Annotated in this window: 17 protein-coding genes; 8 read left to right on the top strand and 9 right to left on the bottom strand. The window is 75.7% G+C overall.

The features are described from left to right. Positions 1–27 precede the first annotated feature (27 nt). Positions 28–855 (top strand): acyl-CoA thioesterase, encoded by an 828-nt coding sequence (locus ACI79Q_RS01760; RefSeq protein ID WP_456614031.1) that lies wholly within the window; start codon positions 28–30, stop codon positions 853–855. Between the two features lie 62 nt (positions 856–917). On the opposite strand, the gene ACI79Q_RS01755 is transcribed toward ACI79Q_RS01760, so the two are convergent. The 3 genes from ACI79Q_RS01755 to ACI79Q_RS01745 all read right to left on the bottom strand — a co-directional run bounded on the left by ACI79Q_RS01755 (position 918) and on the right by ACI79Q_RS01745 (position 3,018). Then, on the bottom strand, positions 918–1,469 hold the full coding sequence (locus ACI79Q_RS01755) for a TetR/AcrR family transcriptional regulator (RefSeq protein ID WP_456588052.1): 552 nt from the start codon (positions 1,467–1,469) through the stop codon (positions 918–920). A gap of 68 nt (positions 1,470–1,537) precedes the next feature. Then, on the bottom strand, positions 1,538–2,302 hold the full coding sequence (locus ACI79Q_RS01750; RefSeq protein WP_456588051.1) for an ABC transporter permease: 765 nt from the start codon (positions 2,300–2,302) through the stop codon (positions 1,538–1,540). Then, positions 2,299–3,018 (bottom strand): ABC transporter ATP-binding protein, encoded by a 720-nt coding sequence (locus ACI79Q_RS01745; RefSeq protein ID WP_456614030.1) that lies wholly within the window; start codon positions 3,016–3,018, stop codon positions 2,299–2,301. The genes ACI79Q_RS01750 and ACI79Q_RS01745 overlap by 4 nt, the downstream gene beginning before the upstream one ends. Before the next feature lie 131 nt (positions 3,019–3,149). Here ACI79Q_RS01745 and ACI79Q_RS01740 point away from each other — a divergent pair, with 131 nt between their 5' ends. Continuing rightward, a complete protein-coding gene (locus tag ACI79Q_RS01740) occupies positions 3,150–3,956 on the top strand; it encodes a TrmH family RNA methyltransferase (protein WP_456588049.1) in 807 nt (268 codons plus the stop codon). On the opposite strand, the gene ACI79Q_RS01735 is transcribed toward ACI79Q_RS01740, so the two are convergent. Together ACI79Q_RS01735 and sepH are read right to left on the bottom strand one after the other, a co-directional pair. Beyond that, complete coding sequence (locus tag ACI79Q_RS01735) at positions 3,957–4,430, bottom strand: general stress protein (protein ID WP_456588048.1); 474 nt, start codon at positions 4,428–4,430, stop codon at positions 3,957–3,959. Between the two features lie 46 nt (positions 4,431–4,476). Continuing rightward, on the bottom strand, positions 4,477–5,379 hold the full coding sequence (gene sepH / locus ACI79Q_RS01730; RefSeq protein WP_456588047.1) for a septation protein SepH: 903 nt from the start codon (positions 5,377–5,379) through the stop codon (positions 4,477–4,479). Positions 5,380–5,630: 251 nt separating this feature from the next. Here sepH and ACI79Q_RS01725 point away from each other — a divergent pair, with 251 nt between their 5' ends. After that, positions 5,631–7,529 carry a S9 family peptidase gene (locus ACI79Q_RS01725; RefSeq protein ID WP_456612611.1) on the top strand — a complete coding sequence of 633 codons (1,899 nt, stop codon included), beginning with the start codon at positions 5,631–5,633 and terminating at the stop codon, positions 7,527–7,529. Next, positions 7,526–8,992, top strand: coding sequence for a circularly permuted type 2 ATP-grasp protein (locus ACI79Q_RS01720; protein WP_456614029.1), 1,467 nt, complete (start codon positions 7,526–7,528; stop codon positions 8,990–8,992). The genes ACI79Q_RS01725 and ACI79Q_RS01720 overlap by 4 nt, the downstream gene beginning before the upstream one ends. A 12-nt stretch (positions 8,993–9,004) precedes the next feature. Here the strand turns inward: ACI79Q_RS01720 and ACI79Q_RS01715 are convergent, their stop codons facing one another. From ACI79Q_RS01715 to ACI79Q_RS01705, 3 genes are all read right to left on the bottom strand, one after another. Next, the gene (locus ACI79Q_RS01715) at positions 9,005–11,683 is read right to left on the bottom strand and encodes an ATP-binding protein (RefSeq protein WP_456614028.1); all 2,679 of its coding nucleotides are present in this window, start codon (positions 11,681–11,683) and stop codon (positions 9,005–9,007) included. Between the two features lie 103 nt (positions 11,684–11,786). Next, positions 11,787–12,899, bottom strand: a complete 1,113-nt coding sequence (gene serC / locus ACI79Q_RS01710; RefSeq protein ID WP_456588043.1) for a phosphoserine transaminase — start codon at positions 12,897–12,899, stop codon at positions 11,787–11,789. 90 nt (positions 12,900–12,989) lie between these two features. Continuing rightward, positions 12,990–14,111 (bottom strand): citrate synthase 2, encoded by a 1,122-nt coding sequence (locus tag ACI79Q_RS01705; RefSeq protein ID WP_456588042.1) that lies wholly within the window; start codon positions 14,109–14,111, stop codon positions 12,990–12,992. 153 nt (positions 14,112–14,264) lie between these two features. Here ACI79Q_RS01705 and pdxH point away from each other — a divergent pair, with 153 nt between their 5' ends. Together pdxH and ACI79Q_RS01695 are read left to right on the top strand one after the other, a co-directional pair. Beyond that, positions 14,265–14,912, top strand: a complete 648-nt coding sequence (gene pdxH, locus ACI79Q_RS01700) for a pyridoxamine 5'-phosphate oxidase (RefSeq protein ID WP_456588041.1) — start codon at positions 14,265–14,267, stop codon at positions 14,910–14,912. Then, positions 14,909–16,243, top strand: coding sequence for an MFS transporter (locus ACI79Q_RS01695; RefSeq protein ID WP_456599102.1), 1,335 nt, complete (start codon positions 14,909–14,911; stop codon positions 16,241–16,243). Before pdxH ends, ACI79Q_RS01695 begins: the two co-directional genes overlap by 4 nt. A 114-nt stretch (positions 16,244–16,357) precedes the next feature. Here the strand turns inward: ACI79Q_RS01695 and ACI79Q_RS01690 are convergent, their stop codons facing one another. Beyond that, complete coding sequence (locus ACI79Q_RS01690) at positions 16,358–17,026, bottom strand: UdgX family uracil-DNA binding protein (protein ID WP_456588039.1); 669 nt, start codon at positions 17,024–17,026, stop codon at positions 16,358–16,360. A 142-nt stretch (positions 17,027–17,168) separates the two neighbouring features. On the opposite strand from ACI79Q_RS01690, the gene ACI79Q_RS01685 reads away from it, so the two are divergent. Together ACI79Q_RS01685 and ACI79Q_RS01680 are read left to right on the top strand one after the other, a co-directional pair. Next, the gene (locus ACI79Q_RS01685; RefSeq protein WP_456588038.1) at positions 17,169–18,083 is read left to right on the top strand and encodes an ABC transporter ATP-binding protein; all 915 of its coding nucleotides are present in this window, start codon (positions 17,169–17,171) and stop codon (positions 18,081–18,083) included. After that, entirely contained in the window at positions 18,080–19,270 is a 1,191-nt protein-coding gene (locus ACI79Q_RS01680) for an ABC transporter permease (protein ID WP_456588037.1), read from the top strand. The genes ACI79Q_RS01685 and ACI79Q_RS01680 overlap by 4 nt, the downstream gene beginning before the upstream one ends. Positions 19,271–19,312: the final 42 nt, after the last annotated feature.

Raw genomic sequence — 19,312 nt, 5'->3', positions numbered from 1 at the left:
GCCGGCCGCCCTGGCACCCTGTCCGACGTGCCGCACAACGTTGACCAGGCCCTCTCCGACTTCGACGCCGCGACCGCCGTGCGGCGGGGCGAGGCCGGCGCGCTCCTCGCCGACCTCCACCCGGAGTGGGAGGTCGGTGGCGGGATCCTCAACGGCGGCTACCTGCTGTCGGTCGCCGGGCGCGCGGCGGTGCTGGAGAGCCCGCACGAGCACCCGGTCGCGCTGTCGGCCAGCTACCTGCGGGCGGCGGCGGCCGGTCCCGCCACCCTCGCCGTGACGCCCGGGCCGGCGGGTCGGACGCTGGCCCACTCGCTGGTCACCCTGGCGGACGCGAACGGGCCGGTCCTCACGGTCCAGGCGACGACGGCGACGCTCGCCGACGACGCCCCCGAGTACTCCCTCCCGGTGCCCGAGGTACCCGGGCCCGACGAGTGCATCGACATGGCCGCGAACGCGCACCTGGCGGCCGTGCCGGTGCAGCTGCCCGGGCTGACGCGGCACGTGGAGAGCCGACTGGACCCGGCCACCGCGACGTGGGCGCTCGGGCAGCCCTCCGACGAGCCGGTGCTCCGGGCGTGGGTGCGGCTGGCCGACGGCCGCCCGGCCGACCCGCTGGCGCTGCTCACCTTCGCCGACGTGCTGCCGCCCACGAGCTTCGCCACCGGCCGGATGGGCTGGGCGCCGACCGTGCAGCTGCAGGTGCTCGTGCGGGCGCTGCCGGCCCCGGGCTGGTGCCTCGTGGAGGCGCGGGCCAGCGAGATCGCCGGCGGCTGGTCCGACGAGGACTACCGGGTCTGGGACTCCACCGGGCGGCTGGTCGCGCAGAGCCGCCAGCTGGCCCGTACCGCCCGCTGAAGGCCCCCGTGCAGGGTCCCGCGGCGAGCCTGCGAGTCCGTGGGGGGCAGGGGGGTCCTCTTTCAGCGGGGCAGGTCCAGCTCGCCGGTGAGGTAGCGCTGCACCGTGGGGCCGATCGTGCCCACCAGCCACTCGGGCGGGGCCGACGCGAGCGGCTCCAGGCGCAGCACGTACCGGGTGACCACCAGCCCGGCCAGCTGCGAGGCGGCCAGGGCGCCCCGGGCGTCGCGCTCGGCGGGGTCGAGGTCCAGGGAGCCGAGCACCCGGCGCAGCACCTGGGTGACCAGGAACTCGCGCAGCAGGCGGGCGGTCCACTCGTTGCCCACCGCCGAACGCACCAGCGCCAGACCGGCGGTGCGCCCCGGCCCGTCCCAGACCCGCAGCAGCATGCGGACGACGTTGCCGCCCAGCTCCTCCCGCGTGCCGGCGAGCACCTCGGGCAGCAGCTGGGCGGGGTCGGCCGGGGCCTCGATCGCGGCGAGGAAGAGCTGGTCCTTGCTGCCGAAGTAGTGGTGCACCAGGGCGGGGTCGACGCCGGCCGCGGTGGCGATCTGCCGGATGGTGGCGCCGTCGAACCCCCGCTCGGCGAACGCCTCCCGCGCGGCGGCCAGCACCGCGTCCCGGGTGCCGGGGCTGCCGGGACGCCGTCCGGTGCGTCGCCGTGGTGGCTGGTCGCCGGCGTTCAGTCGGTCCTCCTCCGCAGGGTGGCCGCCGCCAGCGCGAGCGCCAGCAGGGCGGCGCCGGCCACGATGCCGACGTCCAGCACCATCGTGCCGGTCGCCTCCGCCGAGCGCCCGACCTCGCGCAGGGCCTCGACCGCGTAGGTCAGCGGGAGGACGTCGCTGATCGCCTGCAGCCACCCGGCCATCTGCTCGCGGGGGACGAGCAGCCCGCAGAGGAAGAACTGGGGCAGGACGACCACCGGCATGAACTGCACCGCCTGGAACTCGCTGCGCGCGAAGGCGCTGGCCAGCAGCCCCAGCGCGACCCCGAGCACGGCGTCGACCACGGCGACGAGGACGACGAGCCCGACGGACCCGGCCACGTCCAGGTCGTACAGCGTCGTCGCCACCGTCACGGTGACCACCGCCTGCACACCCGCGGCCAGCCCGAACGCCAGGCCGTAGCCGAGCAGCAGGTCCAGCCGGGACAGGGGAGTGGTGAGCAGCCGCTCGAGCGTGCCGGACGTGCGCTCGCGCAGCATGGCGATGCTGGTCACGAGGAACATCACGACGAAGGGGAAGACGCCGAGCATCGCCAGCCCGACGCGGTCGAAGGTGCCGGGCTGCCCGGGGGCGGTCGGGACGTCCGCCCACAGCAGGTACAGCAGGCCCAGGAGCAGGCTCGGCAGCACGAGCAGCATCGCGATCGTGCGGTGGTCGTGCCGCAGCTGGCGCAGGACGCGGGCCGCGGTCGTCGCGGTGAGCCGCGGGCCGGCGGCGGTCACCGGGTCACCGCCTCGCGGGCGCGGACGACGGTCAGGAACGCCGTCTCCAGGTCGTCGGAGCGGCCGTCGGCGCGCAGCTGCCCCGGTGTCGTGTCGGCGAGCAGCGCGCCGTCGCGGAGAAGGAGGAGCCGGTCGCACCGGGCGGCCTCGTCCATCACGTGGCTGGACACGACCAGCGTCGTCCCGGCGCGGGCCAGGGCGTGGAAGCGTTCCCAGAGCTCGACCCGGAGCACCGGGTCCAGGCCGACGGTCGGCTCGTCGAGGACCAGCAGCTCGGGCTCGCCGACCAGTGCGCACGCCAGGGAGGCGCGGCCGCGCTGCCCGCCGGAGAGGTCGGCGACGAGCTGCCCGGCGGCTCCGCCCAGCCCCACGTCGGCGATCGCGGCGTCGGCCTCACGCGCCCCGCGGCCGTACAGGGCGGCGAAGTAGCGGGCGTTCTCCCGGACGGTGAGGTCGGGGTAGACGCTGGGCGCCTGGGTGACGTACCCGACCCGGCTGCGCAGGCCGGGGGAGCCGGCGGGCTCCCCGAGCACGGTGACCGTGCCGGAGCGCACCCGCTGCACCCCGACGACCGCCCGCATCAGCGTGCTCTTCCCACTGCCGCTCGGCCCGAGCAGCCCGGTCACCTGGCCGGCCGGGACGGCGAAGGAGAGACCGGGGAGCACGCAGCGCTTCCCGCGGTCGACGACGAGATCGGTGACGGTGACGGCGTCCATGACGCGCTCCCCACAACTCAACGGCTGATGAACTCAACGCTAGATGAGTTGCTGGGTGCCGTCAACGGGTCGCGCGCCCGCGGCCGGGCGCGCGCAGGGTCGCCCGCCCGGTGCGGGCAGAATCGGCGCCCGTGCCTGCACCCGTCGTCATCACCGACCCGGCCGATCCCCGCGTCGCAGATTTCCGCGACCTCAAGGCCGGGGACCGCCCGGCGGGCAGGGAGCGGGGCACCGGGCCGGTCATCGTGGAGGGGGTGCCGGCGGTCGAGCGCCTGCTCGCCTCGCCGTACCGGGTGCGCGCGGTGTTCGGTGTGCCGGGACGGGTGGCCGCGCTCGGCCTGCCCGGGGACGTCCCGGCCTTCGAGGCGGACAAGTGGGTGCTCTCGGAGGTCATCGGGTTCCGGCTCACCCGCGGCGTGGTCGCCTCCGCCGACCGCCTCCCGCCGGCCGACCCGGACGAGGTGCTGACCGGCCCGGACCCGGCGGGGCCGCGCCGGCTGGCGGTCCTCGAGGCGCTCAACGACGCCGAGAACCTGGGCTCGATCGCGCGCTCGGCGGTGGCCCTCGGCGTCGACGGGCTGCTGCTGGACCCGCGCTGCGCCGACCCGCTGTACCGCCGGTCGGTGCGGGTCTCGATGGGGCACGTGCTATCGCTACCGTTCGCCGTCCTGCCCGACTGGCCGGCTGGGCTCGCGCGGCTGCACGAAGCGGGCTACCTCACCGTCGCGCTCACCCCGGCGGCCGACGCGGTGGACCTCGGCGACGTCGACCCGCGGGCGCACCCGCGCACCGCCGTGCTGCTGGGCGCCGAGGGGCCGGGTCTCACGCCGGAGGCGCAGCGGACGGCGCGGGTGCGGGCCCGCATCCCGATGCGCACCGGGGTCGACTCCCTCGGTGTGGCCGCCGCCGCGGCGGTGGCCTTCGCCACCCTGCGCTAGTCAGCCGCGCAGCGAGAACCGGGCCAGCATCGCGCGGGCCTCCTCGGCGTGCGAGGGGTGGCACATCACGTCGTACCGGCTGGCGACGATCTTGCTGGTGCTGGTGAAGTCGCGCTTGCCGCGGGTGGCGGCGTACCCCATGCCGCCGAAGGCGGCGCCGAAGGCCAGACCGATGAGCAGGCCGGTCAGCACCGACCCGATCCAGCTGGTCCCGTCGGGCGCGAAGATGCCCAGCAGGAGGCCGACGAACAGACCCCACCAGGCGCCGGCCGCGGCGCCTGCGGCGACCGCCCGGCCCGTCGTCATGCGGCCGGTCACCGTCTCGACCATGCGCAGGTCGCTCCCGATGATCGTCACGTTCTCGACCGCGAACTTCTCGTCGGAGAGGTAGTCGACGGCGGCCTGCGCCCGCTCGTAGCTGTCGTAGGAACCGACCTGCACGCCGCCCAGCGGCATCGACACCGAAGCACTCATGCCGGAGCGACTACCCAGTCCTGCCGGCTGTTCCACGTGCGGTTGGTCAGCGGTTGCGGCGGACCCCGAAGACGATGTCCTCCCACGCCGGGATGCGGGCGCGCGGGTCCTCGTCGCCGTCCTCGTCGGTGCTCTGCCCCCGGCCGAGCACCACGGTGTCGTGCTCGGCGACCTCGTCGAGCAGGGTGGCCAGCGCCTCGTCGTCGGCCGGGGTCCCGTCGGGGGCGTGCACGTCGCGCACGGGCGCGTCGTCCTCCCCGGCCGGGGCGGGGGGCGGCTCCGGGCTGCGCACCACCGAGACCGGCCGGTTGCGGGCGGCCGGCGAGGGCAGGCCGGCCGGCACCTCGGGCACGACCCGCACCAGGCGGGTGCCCTCGGCGAAGTCCGCCGTCGCGGCGTCCCCCGGGGAGACCGTGCGGGACTGCAGGTCGAAGTTCCAGCGCGCGGTGCCGGACTTGGCCCCTGCGCGCCACGCGCCGGTGACCACCCAGGTGCCCTCGTCGTCCCGGTGGGCGTCCCACGCGACGGCGTCGATGTCGGTGTCGATGAGCCGCAGCCGTTCGACCATGAAGTGCTGGAGCACCGCCCCCGGTGCCCCGTCGGTGAGCCGGACCCGCGCCTCGCGGGCCTGGGTGGCCACGCGCTCCCGTTCCTGCAGCACGGGGTGGGCGAAACGCATGATCCGCTCCACCCGGGCACCCGTGGCGGCGGCGACCTGCTCGGGGGTCTCCCCGGCGCGGATGCGGGACTGGATCACCCGGGGCGGGAGCTCGCTGCCGGAGTCGACGTCGATCTGGGTCAGCCGGCGGGCGTCCCCGCGGGCCGCCGCACGGACGCGCTCGTCGATCGGGAGCTCGAACCGCTCGCCGTCGGGGCTGTCGGGGCCGTCCGCGACGAGGACGAGGCTCTTCCCGTCGTCGGAGAGCGCCACGAGGCGCAGTGTGCGCATGGGCGACCTCCTGCAGCCGGCGCGGTGGGTCCGGACGCCGATCCCGGTCCCCGAGGTTATCGGGATCGGGCGCGAGCGGCGCGCAGGCGCACCGGCGTGGCGCGTCTGCGGCGGGGAGCGGCGGGTTCCCCCGGGGGAGGGGTGCGGACGACGTCGTCGCACGCCGATGTCAGCACTGACACACGCCCGAAACGCGCGACCGCCACAGTGGGCGGCTCGCCGGCGGCGCCGCACCGAGCCGAGGAGGAGCGATGGCCAGCCCCGTGACCGACCAGTGGACGGCCGCGCCCGCGGGATGCGCCGCCCTGGAGCTCCTGGCGCCCCCGGAGGTGCTGCCGGCGCGGGTCCGCCGCGCCATCGCAGGGATCGCCGGGGCCACCGCGGCCTGGTGCCCGGCGCCGGCCCCGGACGGCCGCCGCGTCGCCTACGTCACCGACCGATCGGGGCTGCCCCGGCTGGAGGTGGCCGCGCTGGACGGCCGGACCTCGCCGGTCCAGGTGTCCGGCACCGACCAGGAGGTGATCTCCGCCGCCTGGTCGCCCGACGGCGCGCGGCTGGCCTACCTGGTCAGCCCCGGCGGGTCCATCTGCGCCGAACTGCACGTCGTCCGCCCCGACGGCACGGATCGCCGGCTGGTGGCCGGTGCCGATCCACGTGCGGCGGTCTTCGCCGGCTGCTGGGTGGGGCCGCGGCACTACGCCTGCTCGATCGCCCCGGGCAGCGGACCGGACGCCGACGTGGTCCTGGTCGACGTGGTCACCGGAGAGCAGCGCACGCTGGCCTCCGGCGGCTTCCTCGTCGTCACCGCCGTCTCCGCCGACCACCGCACCGTCCTCGCCCGGCGCGGCCCGCGCGCCTACCGGCACATCGTGGTCATCGACGTCGCCACGGGCATCCAGCGGCGGGTCCTCCCCCTGGACGCCCCCGGCGGCATCGCCTCCGAGGACGGCCGGTTCACCGACGACGGGGCCACCGTGCACGTCCGTGCCGCGCTGCCCGGGCCGCCCGGGGCCGATCGCGCCGGCCTGGTCGCCGTCCCCCTGACCGACGGGGTGCCCGGACCCGGCCGGACGGTCCTGCAGCGCGCCGACGCCGACCTCGACGGGTACGCGGTGCGCCCGGACGGCACGGTGCTCGCGGTGTGGAACGCCGACGGGGTGAGCCAGCTGTGGCTGCACGCCAGGGCCGACGGGGCCGTGGTGCGGCGGATCGAGCTCCCCCGACCGGTGCTGTCGGGGTGGGCGCCGGCCGCCGACGGCGACGCGCTGATCGCCGAGCTGTCCGGGCCGCGCGCCCCCCGGGGGCTGTGGCGGGTGCCGCTCGACGGCGCGGGCGCACCCGAACCGCTCGCCTGCTCGCCCACCAGCCCGGAGGTGCCGGGCGTGGTCGAGCCGGTGCGCCACGAGTACCTCGCCCCGGACGGCGTCCGGCTCTCCGGCTGGCTGTACGTGCCCGAGGGCACCCGCGGCCCCAACCGCACGGTGGTCAGCTTCCACGGCGGACCGGAGGGGCAGGCGCGGCCGAACTGGTCGCCGATCACGCAGAGCATGGTGGCCGCGGGGCTCACGGTCTTCGCCCCGAACGTGCGCGGCTCGGGCGGGTTCGGGCGGGCCTTCATGACCGCCGACGACGGGCCCGCGCGCGAGTCCTCGTTCGCCGACGTCCGGACGACGGTGGACGAGCTGGTGACCGCGGGCATCGCGGCGCCCGGCCGGGTCGGCGCCCACGGCTGGTCCTACGGCGGGTACCTCACCCTCGTCGCCCTCACCCGGTGGCCCGAGCTCTTCGCGGCCGGCACCTCGCTGGCCGGGATGAGCGACCTGCGCACCTTCTTCGCCGGCACCGAGCCGTGGATGGCCGCGGCCTCGGTGACCGAGTACGGCGACCCGGTCGCCGACCGCGAGATGCTGGCCGCCCTCTCGCCGATGACGGCCCTGGACCGGCTCACCGCGCCGGTGCTCCTCGTGCACGGGGACCGCGACACGAACGTGCCGGTGGCCGAGTCGGTGCAGGCGCACCAGGCGCTGCAGGCGCGCGGTGCGCGCGCCGACCTGCTGCTCTTCGCCGGCGAGGGGCACGCCATCGTCGGCCGGGAGCACCTGGTCGAACTGGGCGAGCGGCTCGCCGCCTGGTTCGATCGGTGGCTGTGAGCGGGGAACTCTTCGCCGGTTACCCCACCGCCCGCAGCGACGAGGCCGTCGCTGCCGACGGCCGGCTGCGCGACGGGTGGGCCGGGCCGATCGCTGCCCTGGAGCGCCTCGGGGCGACCGGGCTGGCGGCCGCCGAGGCGGAGCTGCGGCTCCGGCGGCAGGAACGCGGCGTCGTCGTCGGCACGTGGGTGGACGGCCGGCAGCAGTTGCGCCCGGTGCCCCTGGACCCCGTCCCACGGCTGGTCGACGCCGGCACGTGGCGGACGCTGTCGGCCGGGATGGCGCAGCGGCACCGGGCGCTGAACGCCTTCCTCGCCGACGCCTACCGCCCGGCCGGGCGCCGGCGCGGCGACCCCGACCGCGCGGCCGAGATCGTCCGGGCCGGTGCGCTGCCCGAGTGGGCCGTGACGCACGGGCCGGGCCGGGATCCGGACGCCGTCGCCCGCGCGTGGCGGGGTCAGCCTCGCGCGACCGTCGCCGCGGCCGACCTCGTCCGCACCGACGACGACCGCTGGGTGGTGCTCCGCGACGACCTGCGGGTGCCGTCCGGCATCGGGTACGCGCTCGCCGACCGGGACTCCGCCCGCGCCGCGCTGCCGGAGCTGTTCGCCGGTGCCGGGGAGCGGCTGCGGGAACCGGGGGACGCCGTTCCGCTGCTGGCCGGTGCACTGGCGGCCGCCGCCCCGCCGGCGGTGCCCGGGGCGCCGCGGATCGCGGTGCTCACCCAGGGCGAGAACGACGGGTCCTGGTTCGAGCACCGGCTGCTGGCCGACGCCCTCGACGCCCCGCTGGTGCGGGCCGGTGACCTGTGGCCGCGCGCCGACGGGGGAGTGGAGGTCGCCGTCGACGGGGGCCGGGTACCGGTCGACGTGCTCTACCGGCGCTTCGACGACGCGCTGCTCGGCGCCTACCCCACCGGCGCGGGCGTCCCGCTCGGGCTGGCGCTCACCGAAGCGGTGCGGGCCGGGCGGCTCGGGCTGGCCAACGTGCCCGGCAACGGGGTGGCCGACGACGCGGCAGGCTACGCCTGGGTCCCGGCCATGATCCGCTTCTACCTCGGCGAGGAGCCGCTGCTGGGCTCGGCGCGGACGTGGGTGCTCGCCGACCCCGCGGCGTGGGCGGAGGTCGCCGACCGGCTGCCGGAGCTGGAGGTCGAGTCGGTCGCCGGGTACGGCGGCCGGCAGGTGGTGCTCGGCCCGGCCTGCTCGGCGGCGGAGCTCGCTGCGCTGCGGGCCGAGATCGCCGCCGCCCCGCACCGGTTCGTGGCCCGGGAGCCGCTGGCCGCCTCGACGGCGCCGACGCTGGTCGACGGGTGCCTGCGTCCCCGGCCGGTGGAGCTGCGGCTGTTCTCCGTGGCCGGCGAGACCACCGCCACCCTGCCGCTCGCCCTGACCCGGGTGGCCCGGGACGACCGGCCGCGGGAGCTCGACCGGGCGAGCAAGGACACCTGGCTGCTCCGCTGAGGAGTTCCGCGGTCAGGCGGCCGGCTGCAGCGCCGACCGGATCCGCACGGTCGTCCCCTCGGGGCCCGGGACGGCGGTGACCTCGGCGACCGCGCTCATCAGCGTGGAGCCGCGGCCGCGGTCCATGCTCGGCTCCCGCTCCCGCCACTGGCCGTGGTCGCGGACCGTGATCTCCACCGCGCCGTCCCCGACGACGGCGGTGACCTCGACGACGGGCCGGGTCGGCTCCTGAGCGTGCTCGATCGCGTTGCTGGCCGCCTCGCAGGCCGCCAGGAGCAGGTCGTAGGACTGGTCGGCGCCGACCCCGGCGTCGGCCAGGAGGCCGCGGAGCCGGCGGCGGATCACCGGGATCGAGGAGAGGACCGACGGCAGCTGCCAGTGCGCCCGGTTCCGGGCGCCGTCGGGGCCGGTCGACGGCTGCGGACCCGGGTCCGACGCCGGCGCCGGCCGGCCTACCGGCGTGGCCACCAGCGGCGCGGGCAGCGGGGAGGTGGCCGGCCGGGGCGGCTCGCCGACCTCCCGCGTCGTCGCCGGGGTCACGGCGCGACCGGCCGCCCGCTCGAGCACCACCCGTACCCGGGCGAGCAGCTCCGCGGCGCGGAACGGCTTGGCCAGGTAGTCGTCGGCGCCGGCCTCCAGGCCCTCGACCGAGGCGTCCTGCCCGGCGCGGGCCGTCAGCATGATCACCGGGATGTCCCGGGTGGCCGGGTCCCCGCGCAGCGCCCGGAGCAGCTCGAAGCCGTCGACGCGCGGCATCATCACGTCGGTCAGCACGAGGGCCGGCCGCTGCTCGGCCACCGCGGCGAGCGCCTCCTGTCCGTCGGCCGCCGTGCGCACCGCCCAGTGCGGCCGCAGCAGGCGGTCGAGGTAGCCGCGCATGTCCGCGTTGTCGTCCACCACCAGGACCGCAGTGGCGTCCGCCGCGCCGGGAGCCCGGTCGGCCGGGCGTGAGACCTCCCGCTCCCAGCCCTCGGCCTCGCCGTGGGCGGCCTCCGACGGGACGGCCGCAGGAACGCCGACGACGGCGTCGGGGGCGCCGAACGGCAGGGCGACGGTGAACGTGCTGCCCCGCCCCGGCTCGCTGGTCACCGTCACCGTGCCGCCGTGCAGGGCGGCGAGCTCCTGCACCAGCGCCAGGCCGATGCCGGTGCCCTCCCGCGTGCGGGCGGTCGCGCCCGACACCCGGTGGAAACGCTCGAACAGGTGCGGCAGCTCCTCGGCGACGATGCCCACGCCGGTGTCGGCGACGGTGAGCTCGAAGCCGTCGCCGGTGCCGCGCACAGCCACGTCGATGCCGCCGACGAAGGTGTACTTCACCGCGTTGGCCAGCAGGTTGACGACGATCTTCTCCCACATCCGGGGGTCGACGTAGGCCGGGCGGTGCAGGGGCGGGCAGGCGACGGTGAGGCGCAGCCCGGCCCGCTCGGCGGCCGACCGGAAGATGCCGGCGAGCTCGGCGGTGAACGCCGGGACGTCGGTCTCCACGCGGACCGGGGTGGCCCGCCCGGCCTCGATGCCGGCGAAGTCCAGCAGGTCGTTGACCAGCCGCTGCAGGCGCTGCCCGTTGCGCAGCGCCAGGGAGAGCTGCTCGCGGACGTCGTCGCCCAACGGCGGGTCGGTGTTCTCCAGGACGTCGCCGATCGGGCCCAGCAGCAGCGTGAGCGGCGTGCGCAGCTCGTGGCTGACGTCGGCGAAGAAGGTGGTCTTCGCGCGGTCGAGCTCGGCGAGCGACTCGGCCCGCCGACGCTCGTCCTCGAACGCCCGGATGGTGGCCAGCGCGCCGGTGAACTGGCCGGCCACCAGCTGGTGGAAGGCCTGGTAGTCGGCGTCCACGGCCCGGTTGGGCGAGGTGCCGAGGACCAGCAGGCCTGCCGGCTCGGCGTCGTGGCCGGACGCCAGCGGCAGCACCACCGCGTCGGTCACCGGGTCGTCCCAGGGACCGCCGGTCAGCCCCAGGGAGGCGACCGGCGGTAGTGCCGCGCCGGCGTCGGCGACCGCGGGCAGGAGCGCGGCGTCGACCCCGGTCGTCGCCACGCGGGCGAAGGTGCCCTCGTCGGTGGCGAGGTAGACGGCGGCGAAGGGGATGTCGAGCGGGTTCGAGCGCAGGGCCGCGCACATGGTCGCGACCGTCTGCCGCTCGTCGGCGAGCTGCGTGCCCGCCACCGACAGCGTGTGCAGCAACTGCTGGCGGCGGGCGGCGAGCAGCTCACCGGTGACCTCCGTGCAGACGGCGTGGATGCCGGCGACCCCGCCGTCGTCGTCGAAGGCCGGCGCGTGGGAGACGGTGAAGTAGGTCTCCTCCCGGTATCCGGTGCGTTCGAGGAGCAGCAGCAGCCCCGGCAGCCAGGAGGCCTCGCGCGTGGCCATCGCGTGCTCGATCGGGGGCCCGAGCGCGTGCCAGCCCTCGGCGAGGGTCTGCCGGATGTCCTGGCCGATCGCCGGGTGCTTCGCGCCGATGAGGGGCGCGTAGGCGTCGTTGTAGAACTGCAGGAAGTCCGGGCCCCAGGTCAGCACCATCGGGAACCTGGACACCAGCACCGTGCGCACGGCGAAACGCAGGCTGGCCGGCCAGCCGGCCACGGGGCCGAGCGGGGTGCTCGCCCAGTCGAGGCCGGCCATGATCCGGCCGGCCTCGCCCCCGGCGGCGAACAGGTCGCCGATCCCGGGGCCCGACGGGACATCGGGGCCCACACTCACCTCCCGCCTACGGACCTTCACCTCGGAACTGCCCACTGCGGCCCCCTGCAGGGACCCACCGCGAGCGTGCGAGCGGTGGGCGGCAGGGGGCCCTTCTTCAGAGCCGCTCGGTCACGTAGTCGATGCAGGCCGTCAGCGCCGTCACGTCGTCGGGGTCCACGGCGGGGAACATGCCGACGCGCAGCTGGTTGCGGCCGAGCCCGCGGTACGGCTCCACGTCGACGATGCCGTTGGCGCGCAGGGTCGTCGCCAGGGCGGCGGCGTCGACGGAGTCGGCGAAGTCGACGGTTCCGACGACGAAGCTGCGGTGCTCGGGGTGGGGGACGAACGGGGTCGCGTACGGCGACTGCTCCGCCCAGCCGTAGAGCCGCGTGGCGGACTCGCGGCTGCGCGCGACGGTGCCGGAGAGGCCGCCGAGGGAGAGCATCCAGTCGAGCTGGTCCGCCAGCAGGAACAGGGTGGCGACCGCGGGGGTGTTGTAGGTCTGGTCCCTGGTGGAGTTGTCGACGGCGATCGACAGGTCCAGGAAGCCGGGCACCCAGCGGCCCGCGGCCTTGATCTCGGCGATCCGCTGCAGCGCGTCGGCCGACATCAGGGCCACCCAGAGCCCGCCGTCGGCGGCGAAGGACTTCTGCGGGGCGAAGTAGTAGACGTCGGTCTGCGAGACGTCGACGGGCAGGCCGCCGGCGCCGGAGGTGGCGTCGATGAGGACGAGGGCGTCCTCGGTGCCGTGCGGGCGCGAGATCGGGGCCATGACGCCCGTCGAGGTCTCGTTGTGCGCCCAGGCGTAGGTGTCGACGCCCTCGGTGGCGGTCGGCAGCGCCAGCGACCCCGGCTCGGCCGTCACGACCACCGGGTCGCCGAGGAACGGTGCCCGCACCGCCGCGGAGGCGAACTTGGCGGAGAACTCCCCGTAGGTGCCGAAGGCGGCGCGGTCGCGGACGAGCCCGAACAGCGCCGCGTCCCAGAATGCGGTCGTCCCGCCGTTGCCGAGCACCACCTCGTAGCCGTCGGGCAGGTCGAACAGCGTGGTCAGCCCCTCGCGGACCCGCCGCACGAGGTTCTTCACCGGCGGCTGCCGGTGGGAGGTGCCCATGATCGCCGCCCCGTCACCGGCGAGGGCGCGCAACGCCTCGGGGCGCACCTTCGACGGACCGCACCCGAACCGGCCGTCGGCGGGCAGGAGTGCGGCGGGGATGGTGATGCTCATCCGGGGAGGGCCTTCCGGTCGTGCGGGTCGGGCGGCCCCGCCGCGCGCCCCCACCGCGGGCGTGCGCGGTGGGGGCAGCGGGGTCCTCGCTCAGGCCAGCTGGGCGGCCGAGGGGTTGATGGTGTCCCAGCCCTCGACGGCCTCGGGCTTGCGGGGCTCGGGGCCGACGTAGCGGGCCGACGGGCGCACCAGGCGACCGGTGTTCTTCTGCTCCAGGATGTGCGCGCACCAGCCGGCGGTGCGGGCACAGGTGAACATCGAGGTGAACATGTGGCTGGGCACCTCGGCGAAGTCCAGGACGATGGCCGCCCAGAACTCCACGTTCGTCTCGACCGGCCGGTCGGGACGCCGCTCCCGCAGCTCCTTGAGGGCGGCGTTCTCCAGCGCGAGGGCCGCCTCGAAGCGCGGCGCACCCAGCTCCTGGGCCGAGCGGCGCAGCACCCGGGCGCGCGGGTCCTCGGCGCGGTAGACCCGGTGGCCGAAGCCCATCAACCGCTCCTTGCGGTCGAGCAGGTCCTTGACGTACTTCTCCGCGTCGCCGGTCTTCTCGACCTCGTCGAGCATGTGCAGCACCCGGGAGGGGGCGCCGCCGTGCAGCGGCCCGGACATCGCGCCGATCGCGCCGGACATGGCGGCGGCGACGTCGGCGCCGGTGGAGGCGATGACCCGGGCGGTGAACGTCGAGGCGTTCATGCCGTGCTCGGCGGCCGAGGTCCAGTAGGCGTCCACAGCGGCCACGTGGCGGGGGTCGGGCTCGCCGCGCCAGCGGACCATGAAGCGCTCGACGATGGTCGAGGCCTCGTCGACCCGGCTCTGCGGAACGGCGGGGGTGCCGATGCCGCGGGCGGACTGGGCGACGTAGGACAGCGCCATGACGGCGGCGCGGGCCAGCTGCTCGCGAGCGGTCTCGCTGTCGATGTCCAGCAGCGGGCGGTAGCCCCAGAACGGGGCGAGCATCGCCAGGGCGGCCTGGACGTCGACGCGCACGTCGCCGCTGTGCACCGGGATGGGGAACGGCTCGGCCGGCGGCAGGCCGGGGCCGAACTTGCCGTCGACCAGCAGCGCCCAGACGTTGCCGAACGTGACCTTGCCGACCAGGTCCTCGATGTCGACGCCGCGATAGCGCAGCGCGCCGCCGTCCTTGTCCGGTTCGGCGATCTCCGTCTCGAAGGCGATGACGCCTTCCAGGCCGGGTACGAAGTCGTCGGCCATCTCGCAAGCTCCTCTGCGCGTGGACCCACGTGCGCGCAGGACACGGCGCACGATTGCCAGCCGACCCTAGGCCGTCGGCCCCGTCCTGGCACACGGGGGGCGCGGTGGACGCCCTCCCGAGCCGACCCGCGCCGCCGGTGTCAGCATGGCGGCGTGCCCGACCTGACCCGCATGCGCAACGACTACACGCTCGGGCGGCTGCGCGAGGACGAGCTCGCCGCCACCTGGGTCGAGCAGTTCGACCGCTGGTTCGCCGACGCCGTCGCCGCGGACCTCCCGGAGCCCAACGCCGTCGTGGTCGCGACCGCCGACGCCGACGGCGCCCCGGATGCCCGGATCGTGCTGATGAAGGGCTACGACACCGACGGGATCGTGTTCGGCACCAGCTACGCCTCGGCCAAGGGCGCGCAGCTGGCGGTCAACCCCCGCGCGGCGCTGGTCTTCCCGTGGCACGCGCTGCAGCGGCAGGTGCGGGTGGCCGGTCGGGTGGAGCGGATCGGCGATGCCGCCTCCGATGCGCTGTGGGACCCGCGGCCACGCGGCTCGCAGCTGGCGGCGGCGGCCTCGGTGCAGTCGACCGTCGTCGACTCCCGGCACGAGCTCGAGGAGCGGGTGCGGCTGCTGGACCAGCAGACGCCAGAGGGGAAGCTGCCCCGCCCCGCGGCGTGGGGCGGCTACCGGGTGGTGCCCGAACGGGTCGAGTTCTGGCAGGGCGGTGGGGACCGGTTGCACGACCGGCTGCGGTTCGTCCGCGACACGGCGGAGGGCGGGGGCTGGATCGTCCAGCGGCTCGCCCCGTGAGCGGGCCGCCCGGGCCGGTCGACCCGGTCGAACCGGACCGGGCGGTGGTGGAGCCGGTGCCCGAGCCGGTGCGGCGGCGCGGGTGGGCGGTGGACACCACGCCGCTGCGCGTCCCGGCCTACCGCCGGCTCTTCGGCGGTGTCGCGGCCACGATGATCGGCCAGCAGATGACGCTGGTCGCCGTCCCCTACCAGGTCTACGAGCTCACCGGCCGGTCGCTGTTCGTCGGGCTCACCTCGCTGGTCGCGCTGGTACCGCTCGTGGTGTTCGGGCTCCTCGGCGGTGCGATCGCCGACGTCGTCGACCGGCGGAAGCTGATGCTCGTCACCTCGACGGGCGCCGCGGTCACGAGCGCTCTGCTGGCCCTCCAGGCGCTGCTGCCCGGCGGCGGGAACCTCGTGCTGCTGTGGGTGCTCACCGCGTTCGTCTCCGGCTTCGCGGCGGTCAACCAGCCGGCGCGCAGCGCCGCCATCCCCGCGCTGGTGGGCACCGCGCTGGTGCCGGCCGCGAACGCCCTGGCGATGACGGTGCGCCAGGCAGGCGTCATCGCCGGTCCGCTGCTCGCCGGGGTCCTGATCGGTCAGGGGGAGCTGTTCCTCGCCTACCTGGTGGACGCGCTGGGCTTCCTGGTCGCCGCGCTGCTGCTGCGCGGCCTGCCCGCGCTGCCGCCCGGTGGCCGGGCCCGCCGGCTGCGGCTGGGCGCCGCGGTGCGCGGCGTGGGGGAGGGGTTCGCCTTCCTGCGCACCCAGCCGGTGCTGCTGATGACGTTCGTCGTCGACATCATCGCGATGCTGTTCGCCTGGCCCAACGCGGTCTTCCCGGAGCTCTCGGCCGAGCGGTTCGCCGACTCGCCGAACGCGCTGGGGTGGCTCTTCGCCGGGGTGTCGGTCGGCGCGCTCGCCATGGGGCTGACCTCGGGGTGGGTGTCGCGGGTCGATCGGCAGGGAGCGGTCGTCCTGGGCGCCATCGCCGTCTGGGGAGGGGCGGTGATCGGGTTCGGGCTGGCGCCGTCGCTGTGGCTCGCCGTGCTGTTCCTCGCCGTCGCCGGCGCGGGGGACATGGTGAGCGCGGTGCTGCGCTCGTCGATGCTGCAGCTGGCGGCACCCGATGAGATGCGCGGCCGGATGCAGGGCGTGTTCCTCGTCGTCGTCGCCGGTGGCCCGCGGCTGGGCGACCTGCGGGCCGGGGCGCTCGCGAGCGCGGCGTCGGTGACGGTGGCGATGGTCTCCGGCGGCATCGTGGTGGTGCTGGCGATGGCCGCCGTCGCGCTCCTGGTGCCCTCGTTCTGGCTGTTCCGCGCCTCGCGCTCCGGCGTCGAGCGCACCCGCTGACGGCCCGGGGCCCGGCCGGGCTCGCCCGCCCCCGAGAGTGGCGAGGCCGGCCGGGCGCTGGGAGGCATAACCAGCACCGGCGGTCCCTACTCGCCGGTAGTCCTCTCCGTGGGATCAGGCCAGCGCACCGGCGACCGTCCGCAGGTCGGCGACCAGGGCGTCGTAGGCAGCGGCGCGCGCCTCGTCCGGGGTGCGCAGGACCGCCGAGGGGTGCGTGGTGGCGAGGATCCAGGTCTGGTGCGGCGCGTCCTCGTCGTCGTCCTCCGTCGCCGCCGGGGCGCCCGGTGGTGCCCAGGGCAGCAGCTGCCCGTGGTCGCGGGTGATCCGGAAGGACGGCGAGATGAGCCCCTTGGCCGCCGTCGCACCCAGCGCGACGACGACCTCGGGCTTCAGCACGGCGAGCTCCGCCTCCAGCCACGGCCGGCAGGCCCGAAGGTGCTCGGGCCGGGGTGTCTGGTGGATGCGCCGCTTGCCCTTCACGGTGTGCGAGAAGTGCTTCACCGAGTTCGTGACGTAGCTGTCGCGCCGGTCGATGCCGGCGTCGGCCAGCGCCTTGTCCAGCAGCCGGCCGGCCGGACCGACGAACGGCTCGCCCCGCCGGTCCTCCTGGTCGCCCGGCTGCTCGCCGACGAAGACCACGCGGGCGGTCTCGGGCCCCTCCCCGAACACGGTCTGGGTGGTGTCCTGCCACAGCTCGCAGGCCCGGCAGCCCGCCGCCGCCGACCGCAGCTGCTCCAGGCCCACCCCGGTGGGTGGCCGCGCCACGCCGTCGCGCTCGCTCATCCACCGATCAGACCGCACCCTCCCGGCCGTCGCGAGATGAACTCTCGGGGTCCCGACGTCGCGCCCGCGAGTCGATCACCCTGGCGTGATCATGAGCTCGGCTACGGTTTCCGGCGGACGTGCCCAACGGCAGGAGGAACAGGTGCTCGAGTTCGACGGGCTGCAGAAAAGTTTCGGGGACGTCCGCGTCCTCGACGGCGTGGGCTTCACGGTGGCGCCGGGATCGATGTTCGGTTTCTGCGGCTCCAACGGTGCGGGAAAGACGACGACCATGCGCGTGGCCATGGGGCTGGTCCGGCCCGACGCCGGGGAGGTGCGCTGGCAGGGACGCCCGCTCGACCAGGAGTCCCGGCGCCGCGTCGGCTACATGCCGGAGGAGCGCGGGCTCTACCCGAAGATGAAGGTCGGCGAGCAGATCGCCTACTTCGCCCGCCTGCACGGCATGGACTCCGCCGCGGCCACGCACGCGGCCGGCGAGTGGGTGGAGCGGCTCGGGCTGGGGCCGCGCAGCGGCGACGCCGTCGAGAAACTGTCGCTGGGCAACCAGCAGCGGGTGCAGCTGGCCGCCGCGCTGGTGAGCCGGCCCGAGGTGCTCATCCTCGACGAGCCGTTCTCCGGCCTGGACCCCATCGGCGTGGACTCGCTGGCCGAGGCCCTGCTGGACCAGGCCCGCGCGGGCGTCCCGGTGGTCTTCTCCAGCCACCAGCTGGACCTGGTCGAGCGGCTCTGCGACTCGGTCGGCATCCTCGCCCGCGGGCGGATGGTCGCCACCGGGACCGTCGACGAGCTCCGCCGGCGCGAGGCCGGCCGGCTGCTGCGCGTCGTGGTGCCCGACGCCGCGCCGGGGTGGGCCGCGGCGCTCCCCGGCGTCCGGGTGGTCTCCGAGCAGGCCGGTGACACGCTGCTGGAGCTCGCGTCGGACGCCGACGACCAGGCGGTCCTGGCCGCCGCGCTGCACACCGGCCGGGTCACCCACTTCGCCTGGCAGCAGCCCACACTCGTCGAACTCTTCCGCGGGGCGGTCGCCGCCCCCAGCGCCCAGGAGGTGGCGGCGTGAGCCCGTCGCGTACGCCCGGCAGCGCGGGACTCGTGCGGCTCGTCGCCGCACGCGAGGTCTCCGCCCGCATCCGGGACAAGAACTTCATCATCAGCTCGGTCGTGATCCTGGTGCTGCTGCTCGGCACGCTGGGCATGCAGGTGGCGCTCGGCTCCGGCGGCGACGCCACCCGGATCGGGATGGTCGGCGGGGGCGCCGGGCTGGAGCAGACGCTGGAGGCCCAGGGCGAGGCGCTCGACGTCGACGTCACGGTGGTCGCCCTCGACGACGAGGCCGCCGCCCGCACGGCGATCGAGGAGGGCGACGTCGACGGCGTGCTGCTGGCCGAGGGCGGGGGTGAGCCCGAGCTGCTGGTCGAGCAGTCGGCCGGCGGAACGCTGCAGTCGGTCGTCCAGGGCGCGGTCACACAGCTGGCGCTGGCCGAGCAGCTGGCGGCCGCCGGGGTCGATGACCTCGTCGTGCCCGAGGTGGCGGTGACGCCGCTGGACCCGGACGCCGACCAGGACGGCCAGCGCATCGGCATGGCGATCATCGGCGTCGCGCTGCTCTACGGCCTGCTCATCCTCTTCGGCCAGTTCGTCGCCCAGGGCGTCGTCGAGGAGAAGGCCAGCCGGGTGGTGGAGCTGCTGCTGGCGACCATGCGGCCGTGGCAGCTGCTGGCCGGGAAGATCATCGGCCTGGGACTGCTCGGGCTGGCGCAGATCGTGCTCATCGTGGTCGTCGGGGTCGCCGGGGCGCTGGCCCTCGACATCGTCGACATCCCCGGAGAGCTCATCGGCACGGCCGTCGCCGTCGTCGCCTGGTTCGTGCTCGCGTACGCGTTCTACGCGGCGATCTTCGCGGTGACCGCCTCGCTGGTCAGCCGGCAGGAGGACCTCAACACCGTGGTGATGCCCACGATCATGGTGCTGGTGGTCGCCTTCGTCGTCGGCATCCAGGCCGCCGCGGAGCCCGACGGCACCCTGGCGGTCGTCACGTCCTACATCCCCGGACTGTCCCCGCTGGTGATGCCGGTGCGGCAGGCCGCGGGCAGCGTGGCCGTCTGGGAGATCGTGCTGTCGGCCGCCCTGATGGTCGCGGCCATCGTCCTGGTGGTCCGGCTCGGCGGTCGGGTGTACGCCGCGGCGCTGCTGCGCACGGGCGGGAAGATCACGATGCGGGAGGCGCTGAAGGCCGAGCGGGTGTGACCACCTGGCGCGGGTCGGTTCGCCCCGGCCCGCGCCGGGTAG

The organism is Blastococcus sp. SYSU DS0828, assembly GCF_054050975.1.
The sequence above is the reverse complement of the archived record's forward strand: the minus strand, read 5'-3'. Positions and strand labels throughout refer to the sequence as shown.

Excerpts from the sequence above, each read along its gene's own strand:
- ACI79Q_RS01725 (WP_456612611.1), top strand. The coding sequence starts at position 5,631 with ATGGCCAGCCCCGTGACCGACCAGTGGACGGCCGCGCCCGCGGGATGC.
- ACI79Q_RS01705 (WP_456588042.1), bottom strand. The coding sequence starts at position 14,111 with ATGGCCGACGACTTCGTACCCGGCCTGGAAGGCGTCATCGCCTTCGAG.
- ACI79Q_RS01690 (WP_456588039.1), bottom strand. The coding sequence starts at position 17,026 with ATGAGCGAGCGCGACGGCGTGGCGCGGCCACCCACCGGGGTGGGCCTG.
- serC (WP_456588043.1), bottom strand. The coding sequence starts at position 12,899 with ATGAGCATCACCATCCCCGCCGCACTCCTGCCCGCCGACGGCCGGTTC.
- sepH (WP_456588047.1), bottom strand. The coding sequence starts at position 5,379 with ATGCGCACACTGCGCCTCGTGGCGCTCTCCGACGACGGGAAGAGCCTC.
- ACI79Q_RS01735 (WP_456588048.1), bottom strand. The coding sequence starts at position 4,430 with ATGAGTGCTTCGGTGTCGATGCCGCTGGGCGGCGTGCAGGTCGGTTCC.
- ACI79Q_RS01745 (WP_456614030.1), bottom strand. The coding sequence starts at position 3,018 with ATGGACGCCGTCACCGTCACCGATCTCGTCGTCGACCGCGGGAAGCGC.